Annotated in this window: 14 protein-coding genes; 6 read left to right on the top strand and 8 right to left on the bottom strand. The window is 64.4% G+C overall.

The window, feature by feature from the left end:
- Positions 1 to 259: 259 nt before the first annotated feature.
- The 3 genes from EJ071_RS09135 to EJ071_RS09125 are packed head-to-tail and all read right to left on the bottom strand — an operon-like array spanning position 260 to position 2878.
- Entirely contained in the window at positions 260 to 1342 is a 1083-nt protein-coding gene (locus EJ071_RS09135) for an ABC transporter substrate-binding protein (protein WP_126097581.1), read from the bottom strand.
- Positions 1343 to 1390: 48 nt separating this feature from the next.
- Entirely contained in the window at positions 1391 to 2077 is a 687-nt protein-coding gene (betI, locus tag EJ071_RS09130) for a transcriptional regulator BetI (protein ID WP_126097580.1), read from the bottom strand.
- A 6-nt stretch (positions 2078 to 2083) separates the two neighbouring features.
- A complete protein-coding gene (locus EJ071_RS09125; RefSeq protein ID WP_126097579.1) occupies positions 2084 to 2878 on the bottom strand; it encodes a class I SAM-dependent methyltransferase in 795 nt (264 codons plus the stop codon).
- 215 nt (positions 2879 to 3093) lie between these two features.
- Between EJ071_RS09125 and EJ071_RS09120 the strand changes: the two genes are divergently transcribed.
- Genes EJ071_RS09120 through EJ071_RS09105 form a run of 4 tightly spaced genes read left to right on the top strand, consistent with a single transcriptional unit; the run spans position 3094 to position 7798 of the window.
- On the top strand, positions 3094 to 4713 hold the full coding sequence (locus tag EJ071_RS09120; RefSeq protein ID WP_126097578.1) for an NAD(P)/FAD-dependent oxidoreductase: 1620 nt from the start codon (positions 3094 to 3096) through the stop codon (positions 4711 to 4713).
- Positions 4700 to 6274, top strand: a complete 1575-nt coding sequence (locus EJ071_RS09115; RefSeq protein ID WP_126097577.1) for an NAD(P)/FAD-dependent oxidoreductase — start codon at positions 4700 to 4702, stop codon at positions 6272 to 6274. The genes EJ071_RS09120 and EJ071_RS09115 overlap by 14 nt, the downstream gene beginning before the upstream one ends.
- 2 nt (positions 6275 to 6276) lie before the next feature.
- Complete coding sequence (locus tag EJ071_RS09110; RefSeq protein WP_126097576.1) at positions 6277 to 7545, top strand: aminomethyltransferase family protein; 1269 nt, start codon at positions 6277 to 6279, stop codon at positions 7543 to 7545.
- A 1-nt stretch (position 7546) separates the two neighbouring features.
- On the top strand, positions 7547 to 7798 hold the full coding sequence (locus EJ071_RS09105) for a hypothetical protein (protein ID WP_126097575.1): 252 nt from the start codon (positions 7547 to 7549) through the stop codon (positions 7796 to 7798).
- Between the two features lie 250 nt (positions 7799 to 8048).
- Here the strand turns inward: EJ071_RS09105 and EJ071_RS09100 are convergent, their stop codons facing one another.
- From EJ071_RS09100 to EJ071_RS09085, 4 genes are all read right to left on the bottom strand, one after another.
- Complete coding sequence (locus EJ071_RS09100) at positions 8049 to 9107, bottom strand: dipeptidase (protein WP_126097574.1); 1059 nt, start codon at positions 9105 to 9107, stop codon at positions 8049 to 8051.
- A gap of 282 nt (positions 9108 to 9389) precedes the next feature.
- Positions 9390 to 9689: a GNAT family N-acetyltransferase gene (locus EJ071_RS09095; protein WP_126097573.1), complete on the bottom strand. Its 300-nt coding sequence runs from the start codon at positions 9687 to 9689 to the stop codon at positions 9390 to 9392.
- Entirely contained in the window at positions 9682 to 10320 is a 639-nt protein-coding gene (locus EJ071_RS09090) for an alpha/beta hydrolase (protein ID WP_126097572.1), read from the bottom strand. Before EJ071_RS09090 ends, EJ071_RS09095 begins: the two co-directional genes overlap by 8 nt.
- 4 nt (positions 10321 to 10324) lie before the next feature.
- On the bottom strand, positions 10325 to 11257 hold the full coding sequence (locus EJ071_RS09085) for a VOC family protein (RefSeq protein WP_126097571.1): 933 nt from the start codon (positions 11255 to 11257) through the stop codon (positions 10325 to 10327).
- 219 nt (positions 11258 to 11476) lie between these two features.
- Between EJ071_RS09085 and EJ071_RS09080 the strand changes: the two genes are divergently transcribed.
- A complete protein-coding gene (locus tag EJ071_RS09080; RefSeq protein ID WP_126097570.1) occupies positions 11477 to 13036 on the top strand; it encodes an alkaline phosphatase family protein in 1560 nt (519 codons plus the stop codon).
- Positions 13037 to 13126: 90 nt separating this feature from the next.
- On the opposite strand, the gene EJ071_RS09075 is transcribed toward EJ071_RS09080, so the two are convergent.
- A complete protein-coding gene (locus EJ071_RS09075) occupies positions 13127 to 14443 on the bottom strand; it encodes a PRC-barrel domain-containing protein (RefSeq protein ID WP_126097569.1) in 1317 nt (438 codons plus the stop codon).
- Positions 14444 to 14685: 242 nt separating this feature from the next.
- On the opposite strand from EJ071_RS09075, the gene EJ071_RS09070 reads away from it, so the two are divergent.
- On the top strand, positions 14686 to 15606 hold the full coding sequence (locus EJ071_RS09070; protein ID WP_126097568.1) for a diacylglycerol kinase family protein: 921 nt from the start codon (positions 14686 to 14688) through the stop codon (positions 15604 to 15606).
- The last annotated feature ends 4 nt before the right edge of the window (positions 15607 to 15610 follow it).

The raw sequence follows: 15610 nt of genomic DNA, 5'->3' as shown, positions 1-15610 counted from the left end.
TGCCGGGCATTTCTCCCCGTATAGTGACAGGGAGAAAGACGCCGTCATCGATGGTTTCGCCAATCGCCGGCGTTGCAGGATAGGCGTCAGCGTTGCGGCCGGCCCCTTCTCCCCGTCACGACGGGGAGAAGGTCCCGGCAGGGGGATGAGGGGCAGCGCCGGCATCGGCGATCTGCACCTGCCAAACAACCACAAGCCGCCATTGAAGCGATTGCGCTACGCCGTTTCAGTTCAGGGCGACCGGTCGTTTCCGCAGCACTCAATAGCCGGCTTTGATCTTCTCGAACTCGGCGATCATCTTCAGCTTGAGCTCGGAAGGCAGCGGCTGCTGGAACAGCGTCTTGCCGACCCACTTTTCCACGTTGTCGTAGCCCTTTTCCTTGAGCACCGCCTGGTCGACGCCGGCCATGCCCTTGGCGTTGGCCTGGCCGTAGCCCCAGTCCTTGACCAGCACCTTGGCGACTTCCGGATCGTTGACGGCGTTGAGATAATCATAGGCCTTGTCGACATTGCCGGGCGCGTCCTTGAACAGCACATAGCCGCACACCCAGGTCGAGATGCCCTCGTCGGTATCTTTCTTGGATTTGATCGGCACGCCCGCCGCGACCGACTGCACCGTGGCGTCGTTCCAGGCCCAGGCGAGGTCGACCTCGCCGCCGCTCAAGAGCTGCACGATGTCGGTGGTGTCGGTCCAGTACGAGCGCACGTTCTTGTGCACCTGGCGCAGGAAGTCGGATGCCTGCTTGAACTGCTCGTCCGTCATCTTCGTCCAGTCCTTGAGCCCGATGGCGAGGCTGGCCAGCGCATAGGCGTCGTCGACATTGTCGCCGATCGAGACCCTGCCCTTGTACTTCGGATCGGCGAAGGCCTTGAGCGACTGCACGTCGTTCTCGGCGATCTTGTCGGAATTGAAGGTGAGCTGCGTGTCGCCCCAGTCCCACGGCATGAACCAGGCCTTGCCGTCGGATGTCGTGGCGAGATCCTTCATCGCCATGATGCCGGGATTGAGATCCTTCCAGCCGGCGATCTTCGAGGTGTCGAGCGGCTGCAGCAGCCCCGCCTCGCGCCACTTCACCACGCTCTGCGAGCAGGGATGGCCGAGGTCGGACTTGAAGCCGGAGCGGATCTTTTCGAATGCCTCATCCTCGTCGCCGAAGAAGGCGAAGGTCGGTGAGTCGCCGTCCTTCTCGACATATTTCGGATGGAAGCTCGGATCCTCATAGCCGGACCAGTCGAACACGATCAGGTCCTTGTCGGCGGCGACGGCGAACGCCGCCGCCGAGGCCGCCAGCGCGCCGGTGAGCGCCAATGTCAATGTGAGGCGTCGGCTGAGTTTCTTCATGCTGTTCCATCCTCTTTTGGTCTTGCCGGTCTTGGCGGCCGGCTGCTGCTAACCGTAATGTTTCGGGAAGGCGGCCGCCAAAAAGGCGTTGGCCGCCTGCAGCGCCGTTTCGCGCGTGGTGTCCTCCGTCCCCATCATCAGCCGCAGCCACAGGCCTTCGAGCATGGCGCTGAGCGCCAGGGCCATGACCTGAGGCTCATAGGCATAGCCGCCGCTTTGCTTCAGCGTCGCGCAGAGGTCGATGAAGACCTGCTGGTAGTAAGCGTCGCGCGAACTGCTCAGTGCCTGGTAGGTCGGCCGCGACTTGGCCTCGCCCCAGAAGGCGCACCAGGCGGCGAGCTTGCGCTTGTTGCAGATCGAGCGGTCGAAGTCGGCCCACACCAGCGCTTGCAACTGCCGGGCCGGATCGTCGCCGGCCTTCTGCAAGGCGGTGCGCCAATGCGCCGAATACTCGTCATACATGTACTGCAGCGTGGCGACGAGCAGCTTTTCCTTGCTCTCGAAATGGAAGTTGACGATGCCGCGCGACAGTCCGGCGCCGTCGGCGACATCGGCCATCGTCGTTTCCGCATAGCCTCGCTTGGCGAGTGAATCGATCGTCGCTTCGATCAGTTGGAGCTGCCTGACCTCTTTCGACGCCTTGCGCCCGCGCTTCTCGGCGTTTGCTTTTCGCGCCGGTTGAGGAGCGTTGTCCCTGGCCTCTACAGTCTTCATGAGCGTGACGGTCTCCAGCATTGCCGGCTATCCAACCGGCTTCCAACCGCGCAGATGAGTGGGACGGTGCTCCCCACTGTCAAGCACCTTCTGCATCGCCTCCCAGGTCCGGATGTTCTTGTCGACATAGGCCGCGCCGACCGCGGCGGCGACCGGCTCATAGAGCGGCCCCTTGAGCCGCGCGAGTTCCTCCCGCGCGACCTCGCGGTACCATGGATTGCGGTCGCGGACGGCAATGTCAGAGAAGCCGGCGCGCCGCATCGCTTCGGCATAACGCGCCGGCGAGGCCATTGCGAAGGACAAGCCTACCGCCGCTGTATAAGCCTTCATCTCCGGAGACGGCTCGCCGTCATGCGCGATCATCCAGTTCGACGCGGCGAAGACGCCGCCGGGTTTCAGCACGCGAAAAATCTCGGCGAACAGCGCCTCCTTGTCCCGCACGTGCAGCAGCGCGTCCTTGGAGAACACGACGTCGAAGGAGGCGTTGGCGAACGGCAGCGGCCCCGGCGGCGCCTGGACGAAACTGACGCGGTCTTGGAGACCTTTCAACATCGCCTTTCGCCTCGCCGTCTCGATCACCGGCTTCTCGACGTCGAAGCCGGTGGCTCGGGCAGCACCATGCCGCGCAACCAGATGCGCCGTGATGCCACCCGCGCCGCAGCCGATATCGAGGATCGCCTTGCCCTTCAGCGAAAGACCTTCGACCACGCGGTCGACCTCTTCGGGACCGCCCGGCGACAGATAGCCGTCACCCCAAAGCGCTTCGAGGAAGCGGATGGCGGTGTCGTCATATTCCGGCTCGGCATCCGCCGTTTCGATCATCAGACCTCGAGTCCCGAATACCTGGGTTCCCGGTTCAGTAATGCAGTGTCCAGAAATGCCGACAAAGCCTAGCGCATCAAAACGAAAACGCAATATCATTGGTTGAACATTCATTCAAAATGGCTGGACAGAAAACCGCGACCCATGCCAAATTCCGCGCATCGGGGAACAAACAGCCCGGAAAGAAAGGGCGGCCGGATGGAGGTTGAGCGCACATGAAGGCGTGGGATGCGATCGTCATCGGCGGCGGCCACAACGGCCTGGTCAACGCCTGCTATCTGCAGCGCGCCGGGCTCGACGTGCTGGTGGTCGAGAAGAACGACTGGGTCGGCGGCGCCGCTACCAGCCGCGAGTTGACGCCGGGCTTCCTCTACTCCAACTGCTCCTATGTCTGCTCGCTATTCCGGCCCGAGATCATGCGCGACCTGGAGCTGCCGCGCTTCGGCCTGCAGGTGGTCTCCTATGAGGGCGGCGCCGTGTTCACGCGCGATGGCGACTATCTCGCCAACTACCGCGATCATGACGCGCATCGCCGCGAGTTCGCCCGCTTCTCCAAGCGCGACGCCGAGGCCTATGACCGCTATTCGCGCGACGTCACAAGGCAGTGCCGTTTCATTCAGCCGCTTCTGATGCGCACCGCGCCCGACCCGACCAGCTTCAGGCCGCGCGACCTCGGCGAGTTGCTCTATCTCGGCAAGAAATTCGCCGGTCTCACCGCCGAGGAGATGGCGCTGACGCTTCGCTTCTGGACGATGTCGATCTCCGACTTCCTCGACGAATATTTCGAGACCGACGTCATCAAGGCGAACTTCGCGCTCTCCGGCATCATCGGCACCGCGCTCGGGCCGATGTCGCCCGGCACAGCTTATGTCCTGCTTCACCACTATATGGGCGAGGTCGACGGCTCGGTCGGCGCCTGGGGCTATGCGCGCGGCGGCATGGGCGCCGTCACCAAGGCGCTGGCCGCCTCCTTCAAAGCCTCGGGCGGCAGCATCCGCACCGGCGCCGCGGTCGATCACGTGCTGATCAGGAACGGCAAGGCGAAGGGCGTCGTGCTTGCCGGCGGCGAGGAGGTCTACGGCAAGCTCGTCGTCTCCAACGCAGACGTCAAGCGCACCTTCCTGAAGCTGGTCGAGGAAAAGGAGCTGCCCGACATCTTCCTGAGGCGCGTCAGGAACTTCAAGATCCGCGGCTCGTCCGGCAAGGTCAACATCGCGCTCGATTCGCTGCCCGAGTTCCCGGCTCTGCCGAAGGACTCGCCGGTCTATCGCGCCGACATGCACTTCACCGATTCCATCGAGCGAATGGAGCGCGCCTATGACGACTGGAAGGCCGGACGCTGGTCGGCCGACCCCTTCCTCGACATGGTGATCCCTACCACGCTCGACCCGACCATGGCTCCGCCGGGAAAACATTTCATGAGCTGCTTCGTGCAGTACGCGCCGCCCAAGATCGACGGACGCGACTGGACCGATGCCGACCGCGATGGTTTTGCTGAAAGCGTGATTGCGCAAATCGCCGAATACTCACCCGGCTTCCGCGACCGCATCGTCCATATGGAGGTGCGCACGCCGCGCGAGATCGAGGCAGAGGTCGGCCTCACCGAAGGCAACATTTTTCAGGGCGAGCTCACCTTCGACCAGTTGCTCTTCAACCGCCCGGTGCCGGGCTACGCGCAACACCGCTCGCCGGTCGGCGGGCTCTATATGTGCGGCTCGTCCACCCATCCGGGCGGCGGCGTCATGGGCGCGCCGGGACGCAACGCCGCCGCCGAGATCCTGCGCGACCTCGCCAAGCCAACCCTACATATGAGCCGGGCCCATGACGTCATCTGATCTGAACTGGGACGCCGTCGTCATCGGCGGCGGCCACAACGGCCTTGTCGCCGCCGCCACGCTGGCGAAGTCGGGACGCAAGGTGCTGCTGCTCGAGGCCGGCAACGATGTCGGCGGCGCAGCGCGCACCGAGGAATTCGCGCGGGGTTTCCGCGTCTCCGCGGTCGCCCACCTGCTCAATCGCCTGCATCCCGATGTGGTGAGGACGCTGGAGCTGGAGCGGCATGGGCTCAAGGTCGAGCGCAGCGATTTCGTGCCGTCGGTCGCGTTGTCGAAGGACGGTCCGCTGGTGCTGCACGGCGCCTATGGCGAAGTGCTGACGGGCGCCAGCGCTTCGGAGCAATCCGCCTGGAAGGCGCTGCGCGCGCAACTGCTGCGCTATGCCGGCGTGCTGAAACCGTTCCTGTCGCGCCGGCCGCCGGACCTTGCCGGCATGTCGCTCGCCGAAATCACCGGGCTCGGCCAGACCGCGCTGGCGCTGAAGAGGCTCGGCAAGGAAGACATGCGCGACTTCCTGCGCGTGCTTTTGATGAATGTCTACGACCTGCTCGACGAGCAGCTTTCCGACGACAGGCTAAAGGGCCTGCTTGCCTTCGACGCGACGCTCGGCAGCCATCTCGGGCCGCGTTCACCGACCTCGCTGCTCGGCCTCTGCTACCGGCTGGCCGGCGAGATCGGCGGCCTCGCCGGCGCGCAGATCCAGCCCAAAGGCGGTATGGGCGCCGTCGTCGCAGCGATCCGCGCCACGGCGGAAAAGGCTGGTGTCTCGATCCGCCCGGCATCGCCGGTCGCCAAAGTCATCGTCGAGAAAGGCCGCGCCGTCGGCGTCGTGACCCAAAGCGGCCAAACGCTGCGGGCCAGGACCGTCGTCTCGGCCATCAATCCGGCGACGACGATCCTCGATCTGGTCGGCCCGCACGAGGTCGATACCGGCTTCGTCCGCAAGGTGAAGAACATTCGCATGAAGGGCGATGCGGCGAAGCTCCATCTGGCGCTCGGCCGGCCGCCGCAATTCGCCGGCGTCGACGCCGCCTGCCACAAGGGCCGCCTCGTCATCGCCCCTTCGCCAGATCATGTCGAGCGCGCCTTCAACCCGTCGAAATATGGCGAGTTCTCGCCCGAGCCGGTGATGGAGATCACGCTGCCCAGCGTCGTTGATACCTCGCTCGCACCCACCGGCGCTTGCGTGCTTTCGGCCGTGGTGCAATACGCGCCCTATGCGTTGAGAGAGGGCTGGACCGCCGGCAAGCCGCAATTCCTCAAGGCGATCATGGCGCAGCTCGAAACCTATGCGCCCGGCATCGGCGCGACAGTACGCCACGCTGAGTTGCTGACCCCGGCCGACATCGAGGCGCGCTACCGCATGCCCGGCGGCCACTGGCACCATGGCGAATTGCAGGCCGACCAGATGCTGATGTCGCGGCCGGTCTCCGGCTGGTCGGGCTACGACACGCCGCTCGAAGGACTGTTTCTTGCCGGCGCCGGCTCGCATCCGGGCGGCGGCATCTCCGGCGCGCCCGGCCTCAACGCCGCGCGCCGCATCATCGCGATGAGGGCATGAGCATGGCACAGGCAACCAGGAAGAAGCCCGTCGAAGCCGATGCCGCGCTCGACGCCCGCACCCTCGCCCAACCCCATTTCCGCACGCTCAGGCTCGGCACGCCGTTCCAGCCCCGCATCGACGCGCTGGGGCTGAAGCAGGATTGGTACAGCTGGGCCGGCTACCGGGCGCCGCATTCGCTGTGGGACGAGGAGCTGGAATATTTCGCCATCCGCAGCCAGGCGGCGCTGTTCGACATCTCGCCGATGACCAAATACCGGATCGAAGGCCCGGATGCCGAAGCCTATCTCGACCGGGTCACGCTGCGCGACGTGACCAGGCTCAAGCCCGGTCGCGTCCACTACACCGCCTGGTGCGACGACGAAGGGTTCGTGCTCGACGACGGCACGCTGTTCCGGCTCTCGTCGACACGCTTCCGGCTGTGCTCGCAGGAGCGGCATCTGCCCTGGCTTCTGGACAGCGCGATCGGCTACGAGGTGAGCGTCGAGGAAGAGACCGAAGCGGTCGCCGGCTTGGCGCTGCAAGGCCCGACCTCCTTCGCCATCCTGCGCGACGCGGGCTTTGCCGGCGTCGAGCGGCTGAAGATCTTCGACCTTGCCGAATTCGCGCATGATGGCGGCCCCCAAGGAAACAGCCAAGTCACCATCTCGCGCACCGGCTTCACCGGCGACCTCGGCTACGAACTGTTCGTGCCGGCGGACAAGGCGCTGAGCCTGTGGGATCGGCTGATGGCGGCGGGCGAGCTGCGCGGCATCCGCGCCATCGGCTACACGGCGCTGAACCGCGCCCGGCTGGAAGCCGGCCTGATCGTCGCCAATGCCGACTTCACCACCGCCGAGCACGCCATCCGCACCGACCGCCTGCGCATGCCCGACGAGATCGGCCTCGGCTTCATGATCGATCCGGACAAGGGCCATTTCAACGGCCGCCGCGCCATCCTCGAGGCGAGGGCCAGGCGCAAGCTGCGCCACGTGCTGGTCGGGCTGGAGATCGAAGGCAACATTCCGGCCGAGCACGCCATCGTCTATTATCGTAAAAGCCAGGAGGTCGGACTGGTGAGCGCGGCGATGTGGTCGCCGATGGCCAAGCGCAACATCGCCATCGCCTCTTTGCGGCGGCCCTATGGCGACAGGATCGTCGACGACCTCTGGGTCGAGATCTACGCCATGCGCGAGCTGCAGTACCAGAAGCTGATGAAGCGGGCGAAGGTGGTGCCGCGGCCTTTCATCAAGCTCGACCGCCGCACCGCCAACCCGCCGGCGGATTTCTGACATGGCAAGCGAGCACCTGGACGCGGAGGCGGAAGCCGCCGAGCAGTGGCAGCTGGTCAACACACCGCTCGGCGAGATGTGGTCCGGCCGCACCCGCTATGCGGCGGCGATGTATTTCTTCAAGCGCGGCGAGATGAATGCCGAGACGCTGGAGGTCTACCGCATCTGCGCGAGGCTCGACCATGAAGACCCCTTACCGATCATCCGCGACCGCGGCGTCGGCAAGGAATGGCTGAAGCGTATCGGCGCTTAGGCTTCAATCGTCATTCTAGGGCGGAGCAAGGAGCGAAGCGACGCGGCGCAGACCCTAGAATCCATGCCGTGACTTGGAAGCGCTGCTACGGTGCAGAATTTTGCTCCGTTGCACTCCTTGGCGAAGGTAACGGCATGGATTCTAGGGTCTTCGCGACGGAGCTTCGCTCCTGCTTCGCCCTAGAATGACGACCTGAAAAGCGCTGGGCTCCGATCTTCTAAATCTGTGATCGTGCACTCACACGGAAGGCCTAGCCGATGGTCCTTTCCAGCACACTCAACCAGTTCCGATAAGCGATCTTCTCGATCAGCGCGCGCCCGAAGCCGCGCGCGGCGAGCGCGTCGATCAGCTTGGGCAGGCCGGCGACGTCGCCGATGACCGCCGGGATCATCGCGCCATCAAAGTCGGAGCCGAGCCCGACGCCGTCCTCGCCTAGCGCCTGCAAGAGCGAGTCGATATGGCGCACCATGATGTCGAGTCCGGTGTCGGCGTTCATGCGGCCGTCCTCGCGCAGGAAGCCGGTGGCGAAGTTCAGACCCACCATGCCGCCGGACTCGCGGATGGCGCCAAGCTGCCAGTCGGTCAGGTTGCGCGAATGGCCGCAGATCGCATGGACGTTGGAGTGTGTCGCGACCAGCGGCGCATCGCTCAGCGCCGCGACATCGCGAAAACCCTTCTCGTTGAGATGCGAGAGATCGATCATGATCCTGAGCTGGTTGCATGCCTTGACCAGCGCCTTGCCGGCGTCGGTCAGCCCCGGCCCGGTATCGGGCGACGAGGGAAAGCGGAACGGCACGCCATTGCCGAAAGCATTTGGACGGCTCCAGACGATGCCCAGCGAGCGCAGGCCGGCGGCATGAAGCACGTCAAGCATGGCAAGCTCGGGATCGATCGCCTCGACGCCCTCGATGTGGAAGACCGCCGCGATCGAACCCTTCGCCATCGCATCGCGCACGTCGCCGGCGCTGCGGCACACGCTCAGCGCGCCGGCGCGCTCCAGCCGGAACAGGATCGAGGCCATGCCGATGGTCGAGGTGATCGCCTCGGCACGCGGCAGTTCCGGCGGCAGGGGTTCATTGTCGCTCGGCGCCGGCGGCACGGCGCTGCGCTTGGTCTTTTCGATCGGCGGCGGGAAGATCGCGAACATGCCGCCGGCAAAGCCGCCCTTTTTGGCGCGCGGCAGGTCGATATGGCCGCCGGGCGTGCCCTCGATGAACAGCTTTTCGACATCCGCTTCCTTCGGCTGGTAAAGCCGAAGCAGCGTGTCGTTGTGGCCGTCGAAAACGGGAATGAGGTCGGGTTCGGTCATCAGGCCATTCGCTTTTGAGGTGGCAGATCGGGGGGCGGGAGAATCCGCAGCTGATCTGTCTACTTAGGCAAGATGGCCGAACTGCGCAAATGCCAGTGGCGTGTTCGTAGTTGTGGCTGGGCAGCTCTTTTCCTTCTCCCCTTGTGGGAGAAGGTGGATCGGCGCGCAGCGCCGAGACGGTTGAGGGGTGTTCCAGCGGAGTGAGACGTTGGCTTTCCCTGGAACACCCCTCATCCGGCCGCTTCGCGGCCACCTTCTCCCACAAGGGGAGAAGGGAAGAACTCAACGCTTCAGCACATCCGCCCATTCCGGATGGCGGCGGAATTGGGCGTTGGCGAAGGGGCAGAGCGGGATGATCTTCTTGCCGGCGGCGCGCGCGTCCTCGACCGCGCGGGTGACGAGCCGAAGCCCGGCGCCCTGGCCGCGGAAGACATCCGGCACTTCGGTGTGGTCGATGATGAGCTGGTGCTCGCCGACCTTGGTGAAGGTCATCTCGGCCTCGGCGCCGCCGGGACCGCGCAGCACGTAGCGCCCCTTCGAGCCATGGTCTTCCAGTTCGATCTCGGGCAGTTGGTCAGCCATTGTTCTTGTCTCCTTCGGCGGCAGACGCGGATGCGAAGAGCCGCCGCGCCGCTTCGATTTCATTCGGCCGCACCTCGTGCCCGCCGTCGTGCCATTCCACTGTGACATCGGCCCCGTCGGCGCGCAAATAGGCTTCCAGCCGCGCCGTCAGGTTCGGCGGGCAGATCGGATCGCGCCTGCCGGCCGTGATCAGGATGTGGCGGCCGGCAAGGCTGCCCTGCACCTCCGGCTCGAACGGGATGAGCGGATGCATCAGCGCCGCGACCTCGAATAGGTCCGGCTCAGCGAACACCACCGAAGCCAGGATGTTGGCGCCGTTGGAATAGCCGAGCCCGAACACCGCCGAGGGTTTTTCCGCCTCGACATGCGCCTTGACGAAGCCCGCCATCTTGGCCGTCGCCCGCGCGAGATCGTTCATGTCGTAGACGCCCTCGCCGGTGCGGCGGAAGAAGCGGGCGGCGCCATGCTCGGACACGTCGCCGCGCGGCGAGATGATCGTCGCTGAAAGCAGAAGCTCGCGGCCGAAGGACAGGAGCTGGTTCTCGTCGGCTCCGGTTCCGTGGAAGACGAAGAGCAGCGGGCTGCCCGGCGCACCGGGCAGCACTTTGTGGATATAGGCGTCCTTGCTCATGGCGTCAGTCTTCCAGCTTCTGCAGGTGCTGTTCGAGATAGGGCCTCAGATGCTGATGCTGCGTCGGCAGCTTCAGCGCCTCGCCGAGATGCGCGGTGTCCTCGTCACGGTTGAAGCCCGGCTCGTTCGTGGAAACCTCGAACAGCACGCCGCCCGGCGTGCGGAAATAGATCGCCCAGAAGTAATCGCGATCGATGACCGGCGTCACCCCGTAGCCGGTGTCGACCAGCGCCTTGCGCACCTCAAGCTGCTTGGCGCGATCCTCGACCGCGAAGGCGACATGGTGGACCGAGCCGGCGCCGAGATTGGCGAAGCCGGCGCCGGGCAGCGATTCGATATCGACGACATCCGCGCCATTGCCGTTCTTGATCGCCAGTCGGCGGACGCTGCCGGATTTATCGACCTCCTCATAGCCCATGAACTTCAACAGCTCCTCGGTGGCGCCGCCGTCTTTCAATCTGAGCGCGACCGAGTGAAAGCCACGGATCGCTTCGTCACCGGGCACGCCGCCCTTGACCCAGGGCGCTCTGGTGTCGGCCCTGTCTTCGACGAGCGCAAAACTATCGCCGTCGGGACCAGTGAAGGTGAGCCGCTTCTCGCCGAAGCTTGTCGAGCGGGCAACACCGCTCACGCCTTCATCGGCAAAGCGTTTTTCCCAGTAACCAAGCGTGCCCTCGGGCACGGAAAAGACCGTGGTGCCGACCTCGCCGACCCCATGCCGGCCCTTGCCGATGTCGGGGAACGGGAAATAGGTCATCACCGAGCCAGGCGTGCCGAACTCGTCGGCGTAGTAGAGGTGATAGACGTCCGGCGCGTCGAAATTGACGGTTTTCTTGACCCGGCGCAGGCCGAGCTTCCTCGTGAAGAATTCATTGTTGCGGCGCGCATCGCTCGCCATCGAGGTGACGTGATGCAGGCCCTTGATCTGATTGAGCATGATCATGCTCCTTCCCTATCCTTGCTGCGGCCCTCGCCGCTGTCCACGCCAATATGAGGATAGGCCTGACGACGGGAAAGCACGCAAACACAGAATGGACTGTGTCATAAAAGTGAACGAGCATAGAATTTACGTTCACCAATTGACGAAACTGACTTGGTCTTGCAACGCTGGCGAAATTCGGCTCCATGAGCGGCGCGCCTTCTTGAGGAGAAGACTTTGGACAACCGATTGAGCCGCCCGAATGTTCTCCTCATCACTTGCGACCAGTGGCGTGGCGATTGCCTGTCGGCGGCCGGCCATCCGGTGGTGAAAACGCCGAATGCCGACGCGCTGGCCGCCGAGGGTGTGCTATTCCGGCGCCACTTTGGCGGGGCCGCGCCCTGCTCTCCGGCGCGTGCCTGCCTCTATACCGGCCTCTACCAGATGAACAACCGCGTCTGCCGCAACGGCTCACCGCTCGACGCCCGCCACGGCAACATCGCACTTTCGGCGCGCGCGGCGGGCTACGACCCGACGCTGTTCGGCTACACCGATGTGGCGCCTGATCCACGCCGGCTCTCGGCCGGCGATCCGCGGCTGCGCAGCTATGAGGATGTGCTGCCCGGCTTCACCGTGCGGCAGGCGCTGCCCGAGCACCAGAAGCAGTGGCTGTCCTGGCTGCAAGCGCAAGGCATCGACGCCAGCGCGGGCAGCCCTGACATCCATCGTCCGGCAGTCGGGCCAGGCAAGGTCGGTGGCGACGTGACCAACGCGCCGCCGGTCTATTCGAAAGACCAGACGCCCACCGCATTTCTCGCCGGCGAGTTCATCCGCTGGCTTGGGGAGCAGGAGCAGGTCGTGCCATGGTTCGCCCACATCTCCTTCATCAGCCCGCACCCGCCTTTCATCGTGCCGGAGCCCTACAACACCCTGTACGACCCGGCCGACGGCCCCGCTTTCCAGCGCGCCGCAAACTGGCAGGCCGAGGTCGAAAGCCATCCCTATCTCGCTTACGATCTTGGCCTGCAGAAGCGGACAAAATTCGTTCCGGGCATCGAGGGCAAGGTGCCGGACTGGAGCGAGCAAAACTTCCGACGCATCCGCGCGATCTATTACGGCATGATCTCCGAGCTCGACGCCCAGCTCGGCCGCATCTGGCAGGCGCTGAAGGCGGCGGGCGCCTGGGACGACACCGTGATCGTGCTCACCTCCGACCACGCCGAGATGATGGGCGACCATTTCATGCTGGGCAAAGGCGGCTTCTTCGACGCCAGCTACCACATTCCGCTGATCATCCGCGATCCCAGCCGCGGAACAACTGCCGGCGCATCGGTTGACCGCTTCACCGAAGCCGTCGACATCTATGCGACTTTGCTCGACCTGATCGGCTCCGCACCGCAGCCACATCTCGACGGCAGATCGCTGGCACCCTGGCTCGACGGTGACCAGCCAGGCGACTGGCGCGACGCCGCGCATTGGGAGTTCGATTTCCGCTCGGTCGCCGAGGGCGAAGCTGAGCATCATTTCGGCGTCGGCTCGCGCGACTGCAACCTGGCAGTCATTCGCACGGAGGATTTCAAATATGTCCATTTCGGCGGCGGCCTGCCGCCACTGCTGTTCGATCTCGCGAAGGATCCGGGAGAACTGAGCAATGTCGCGCGCGACACCGCCTATCTGCCGGTGCGACTGGAATTTGCCGAAAAGCTGCTCGCCTGGCGCGCCAGGCATCTCGACCAGTCACTGGCGCTGGCGGAGCTGACGGAGGACGGCGTGGCCGGCTATGTCGCTAGGAAATAGGCAGTAGGGGTTGGGAAGCTCGTTCCCGAACATATGCCCTACTGCCCACTGCCTACTGCCCACTGCCTACTCCCCTACTCCCCTACTCCCTTACTTCAGAATCATCCGCTGCTGGTCGCGCTTCTCGGCATAGGTGCCTTTGTCATAGGCCGCCTGCGCCTGCAGCTGTTCCTTGGTGAAGTTGGTGTAGAGGTACTTCTTGCCGTCCTTGTCGGTCATGAATTTGAGCTTGTCCATGCCGACCGCCACTTCCTTGGCGCCAATGCCGAGGAAGCCGCCAACGTCGACGATCACGGCGTCCGGCTTGTTGTCCTTCAGCACGACATCGCCGATTGTGCCGATCTTGGCGTCGCTGGCGCCATAGACGGTGGCGCCCTTCAGATCGTCGCCCCGGATATTGTCCATCGGCATTTCGGTCAGCGTCGATTTGTCGATCGAAGCTGTCTGCGTCGTGTCGGTGGCGGACGTGCCGGAGTCCGCAGGCTTGGTCTCGGTGGTCGCCTGCGCAGTTTGGGCTGGCTTAGCCTCCTTGCCGGCCGTGGTGTCGGACGACGCCACAGCGGGCGTTGTGGTAGGTGGCGTCTCGTTCGACGCAGCAGTGCTTGTCGAGGCCGGCGCCGGATCGTAAGCCTTGCGGTTGAAGTCCGGTTGAGCCTGCAGCTGCTCCTTGGTGGTCTCGGCCACCAGCCAGCGATCGCCGTTCTTTTCCGCCCACTTTGCCTTGGCGAAGTCATAGGTGACGCTCTTTTCACCGATGCCAAGGAACCCACCAACGCCAATGACGAGCGACTCTGCCTTGCCGTCCTTGGCAAGCACGATGTCGTTCACGTCGCCGATCTTCTGGGCGTCGTCGGCGGTGCCATTGTAGACAGACTCGCCCATGATATTGGTGGCGAGATTGCCGTCGGCCTTCTTCACCGGTTCAGCCGGCTGAGCGGGCGCCTGCGCCGTTCCAGTGGTTGCAGGCTGAGTAGCATCCGCCGGCTGCGCCGGGGCTGGATCGTAAGGCTTGCGGTCGAACGCAGGCTGAGCATTCAGCTCGTCCTTGGTCGTCTTGGCCACCAGCCAGCGGTCACCGTTCTTCTCGGCCCATTCCATCTTGCTGTAGTCGAAGGCAACGTCCTTCGTGCCGACGCCAAGGAATCCGCCGACGCCGATGATTGCCGACGTGGCCTTGCCGCTTGCGTCGAAGACGACGTCGTCGATCTTGCCGATATCCTGGGCGTCCTTGCCGGTGCCGTTATAGACGGATTCCCCGATGATGTTGGTCATCAGGGCGCCGTCCGCGCGGATCACGGGAGCGGGGTTTTCGGCGGCAGGCGGCTGTGCCGGCGTTGCCGTCTGGGCGAAGGCCCCGGTTGCAACCAGTGTTGCAAGCGCGGTCGTCGCAAAAAGAGTGCGGATCATGATCGTATCTCCTCCTGTCTAATTTCGTGCACGCCGCATCCGCGACCGGCCTCTTCAAGAGCAGGTCGGGCGCGGCCCTATTCCACAGCTTCACAACGTCGTGAGCGGGGGGATGTTCCAACCACGTGGACGTTGCTCAACCAGCGATTGCCGCCGCGCGCGGAACCTTTCCGCGGCCCTTCCGTTTCAGCCTGCGGCCGGGGCTCGTTTCCGGCCCAAGAATGGAAGAGACGGAGCGGGACATGCGGTTTGCTGCGGTGCTGAACAAGGACGGCGGCACGCTGCGCACGACCGATATTTCAGCCTTTGCCGACCGCCTGCGCCAGACGCTGGAAGCGGCAGGCCATTCGGTTGAGGTCGACATCGTTGACGGCCGCGTAATCGCCGCTGCTCTGGAAAAAGCCGTAGCGAAGCGCAGTGTCGACGTCGTGATCGCCGGAGGCGGCGACGGCACGATTTCTACGGCGGCAACCCTTCTCATGAACAAGAAAAAGGCCTTGGCCATACTGCCGGCCGGCACGATGAATCTCTTCGCGCGCGGCCTTGGCATCCCGCAGACGCTGGATGCGGCGCTGAAATCCTTTGCCGAGGGCGAGGTGACGGCCGTCGACATGGCAAGCGCCAACGGCCAGCCCTTCGTGCATCAGTTTTCCATCGGCATGCATGCCAGCATGGTTCAGCTTCGAGAGAGCATGAATTTTGGGTCACGGCTGGGAAAGATGCAGGCTTCCGTTCGCGCCGGATGGGCGACGATCAAGAGCCCGCACACCCTCAAAGTGACCTTGACCATCGGCAAGGCCGAGATCGTCACCCGCACCACCGGCATCGGTATCAGCAACAACCTCTTCGGCGAGGGCCATCTGCCCTACGCGGACAATCCGGCCGGGGGTGTGCTTGGCATCTATGTCAGCGTCGCCCGTCGCCGTCACCATCTGGTGAAACTGCTCCTCGCGATGTTGCGCGGCCGGCTGCGCGACAGCGAACATGTCGAAATCCATCAGGCCGACAGGGCCGTCCTGAAGATCCATTCGCCGACGAAGAAGTTCAGGGCGGTCATGGACGGCGAGTTGGTCAAGCTGGAGCGCGAGACGGTGATCGAGATTCATCCCGGCGCGTTGAACGTATTGGTTCCGGCAAGCGACGCGCAGGCAAAGGCGGCGTGATGGG

Source organism: Mesorhizobium sp. M1B.F.Ca.ET.045.04.1.1 (genome assembly GCF_003952465.1).
Classification (GTDB): Bacteria; Pseudomonadota; Alphaproteobacteria; order Rhizobiales; family Rhizobiaceae; genus Mesorhizobium; species Mesorhizobium shonense.
The sequence above is the reverse complement of the archived record's forward strand: the minus strand, read 5'-3'. Positions and strand labels throughout refer to the sequence as shown.

Coding starts and splice junctions, on each gene's coding strand:
- EJ071_RS09135 (WP_126097581.1), bottom strand. CDS start 1,342: ATGAAGAAACTCAGCCGACGCCTCACATTGACATTGGCGCTCACCGGC.
- betI (WP_126097580.1), bottom strand. CDS start 2,077: ATGCTGGAGACCGTCACGCTCATGAAGACTGTAGAGGCCAGGGACAAC.
- EJ071_RS09125 (WP_126097579.1), bottom strand. CDS start 2,878: ATGATCGAAACGGCGGATGCCGAGCCGGAATATGACGACACCGCCATC.
- EJ071_RS09120 (WP_126097578.1), top strand. CDS start 3,094: ATGAAGGCGTGGGATGCGATCGTCATCGGCGGCGGCCACAACGGCCTG.
- EJ071_RS09115 (WP_126097577.1), top strand. CDS start 4,700: ATGACGTCATCTGATCTGAACTGGGACGCCGTCGTCATCGGCGGCGGC.
- EJ071_RS09110 (WP_126097576.1), top strand. CDS start 6,277: ATGGCACAGGCAACCAGGAAGAAGCCCGTCGAAGCCGATGCCGCGCTC.
- EJ071_RS09105 (WP_126097575.1), top strand. CDS start 7,547: ATGGCAAGCGAGCACCTGGACGCGGAGGCGGAAGCCGCCGAGCAGTGG.
- EJ071_RS09100 (WP_126097574.1), bottom strand. CDS start 9,107: ATGACCGAACCCGACCTCATTCCCGTTTTCGACGGCCACAACGACACG.
- EJ071_RS09095 (WP_126097573.1), bottom strand. CDS start 9,689: ATGGCTGACCAACTGCCCGAGATCGAACTGGAAGACCATGGCTCGAAG.
- EJ071_RS09090 (WP_126097572.1), bottom strand. CDS start 10,320: ATGAGCAAGGACGCCTATATCCACAAAGTGCTGCCCGGTGCGCCGGGC.
- EJ071_RS09085 (WP_126097571.1), bottom strand. CDS start 11,257: ATGCTCAATCAGATCAAGGGCCTGCATCACGTCACCTCGATGGCGAGC.
- EJ071_RS09075 (WP_126097569.1), bottom strand. CDS start 14,443: ATGATCCGCACTCTTTTTGCGACGACCGCGCTTGCAACACTGGTTGCA.
- EJ071_RS09070 (WP_126097568.1), top strand. CDS start 14,686: ATGCGGTTTGCTGCGGTGCTGAACAAGGACGGCGGCACGCTGCGCACG.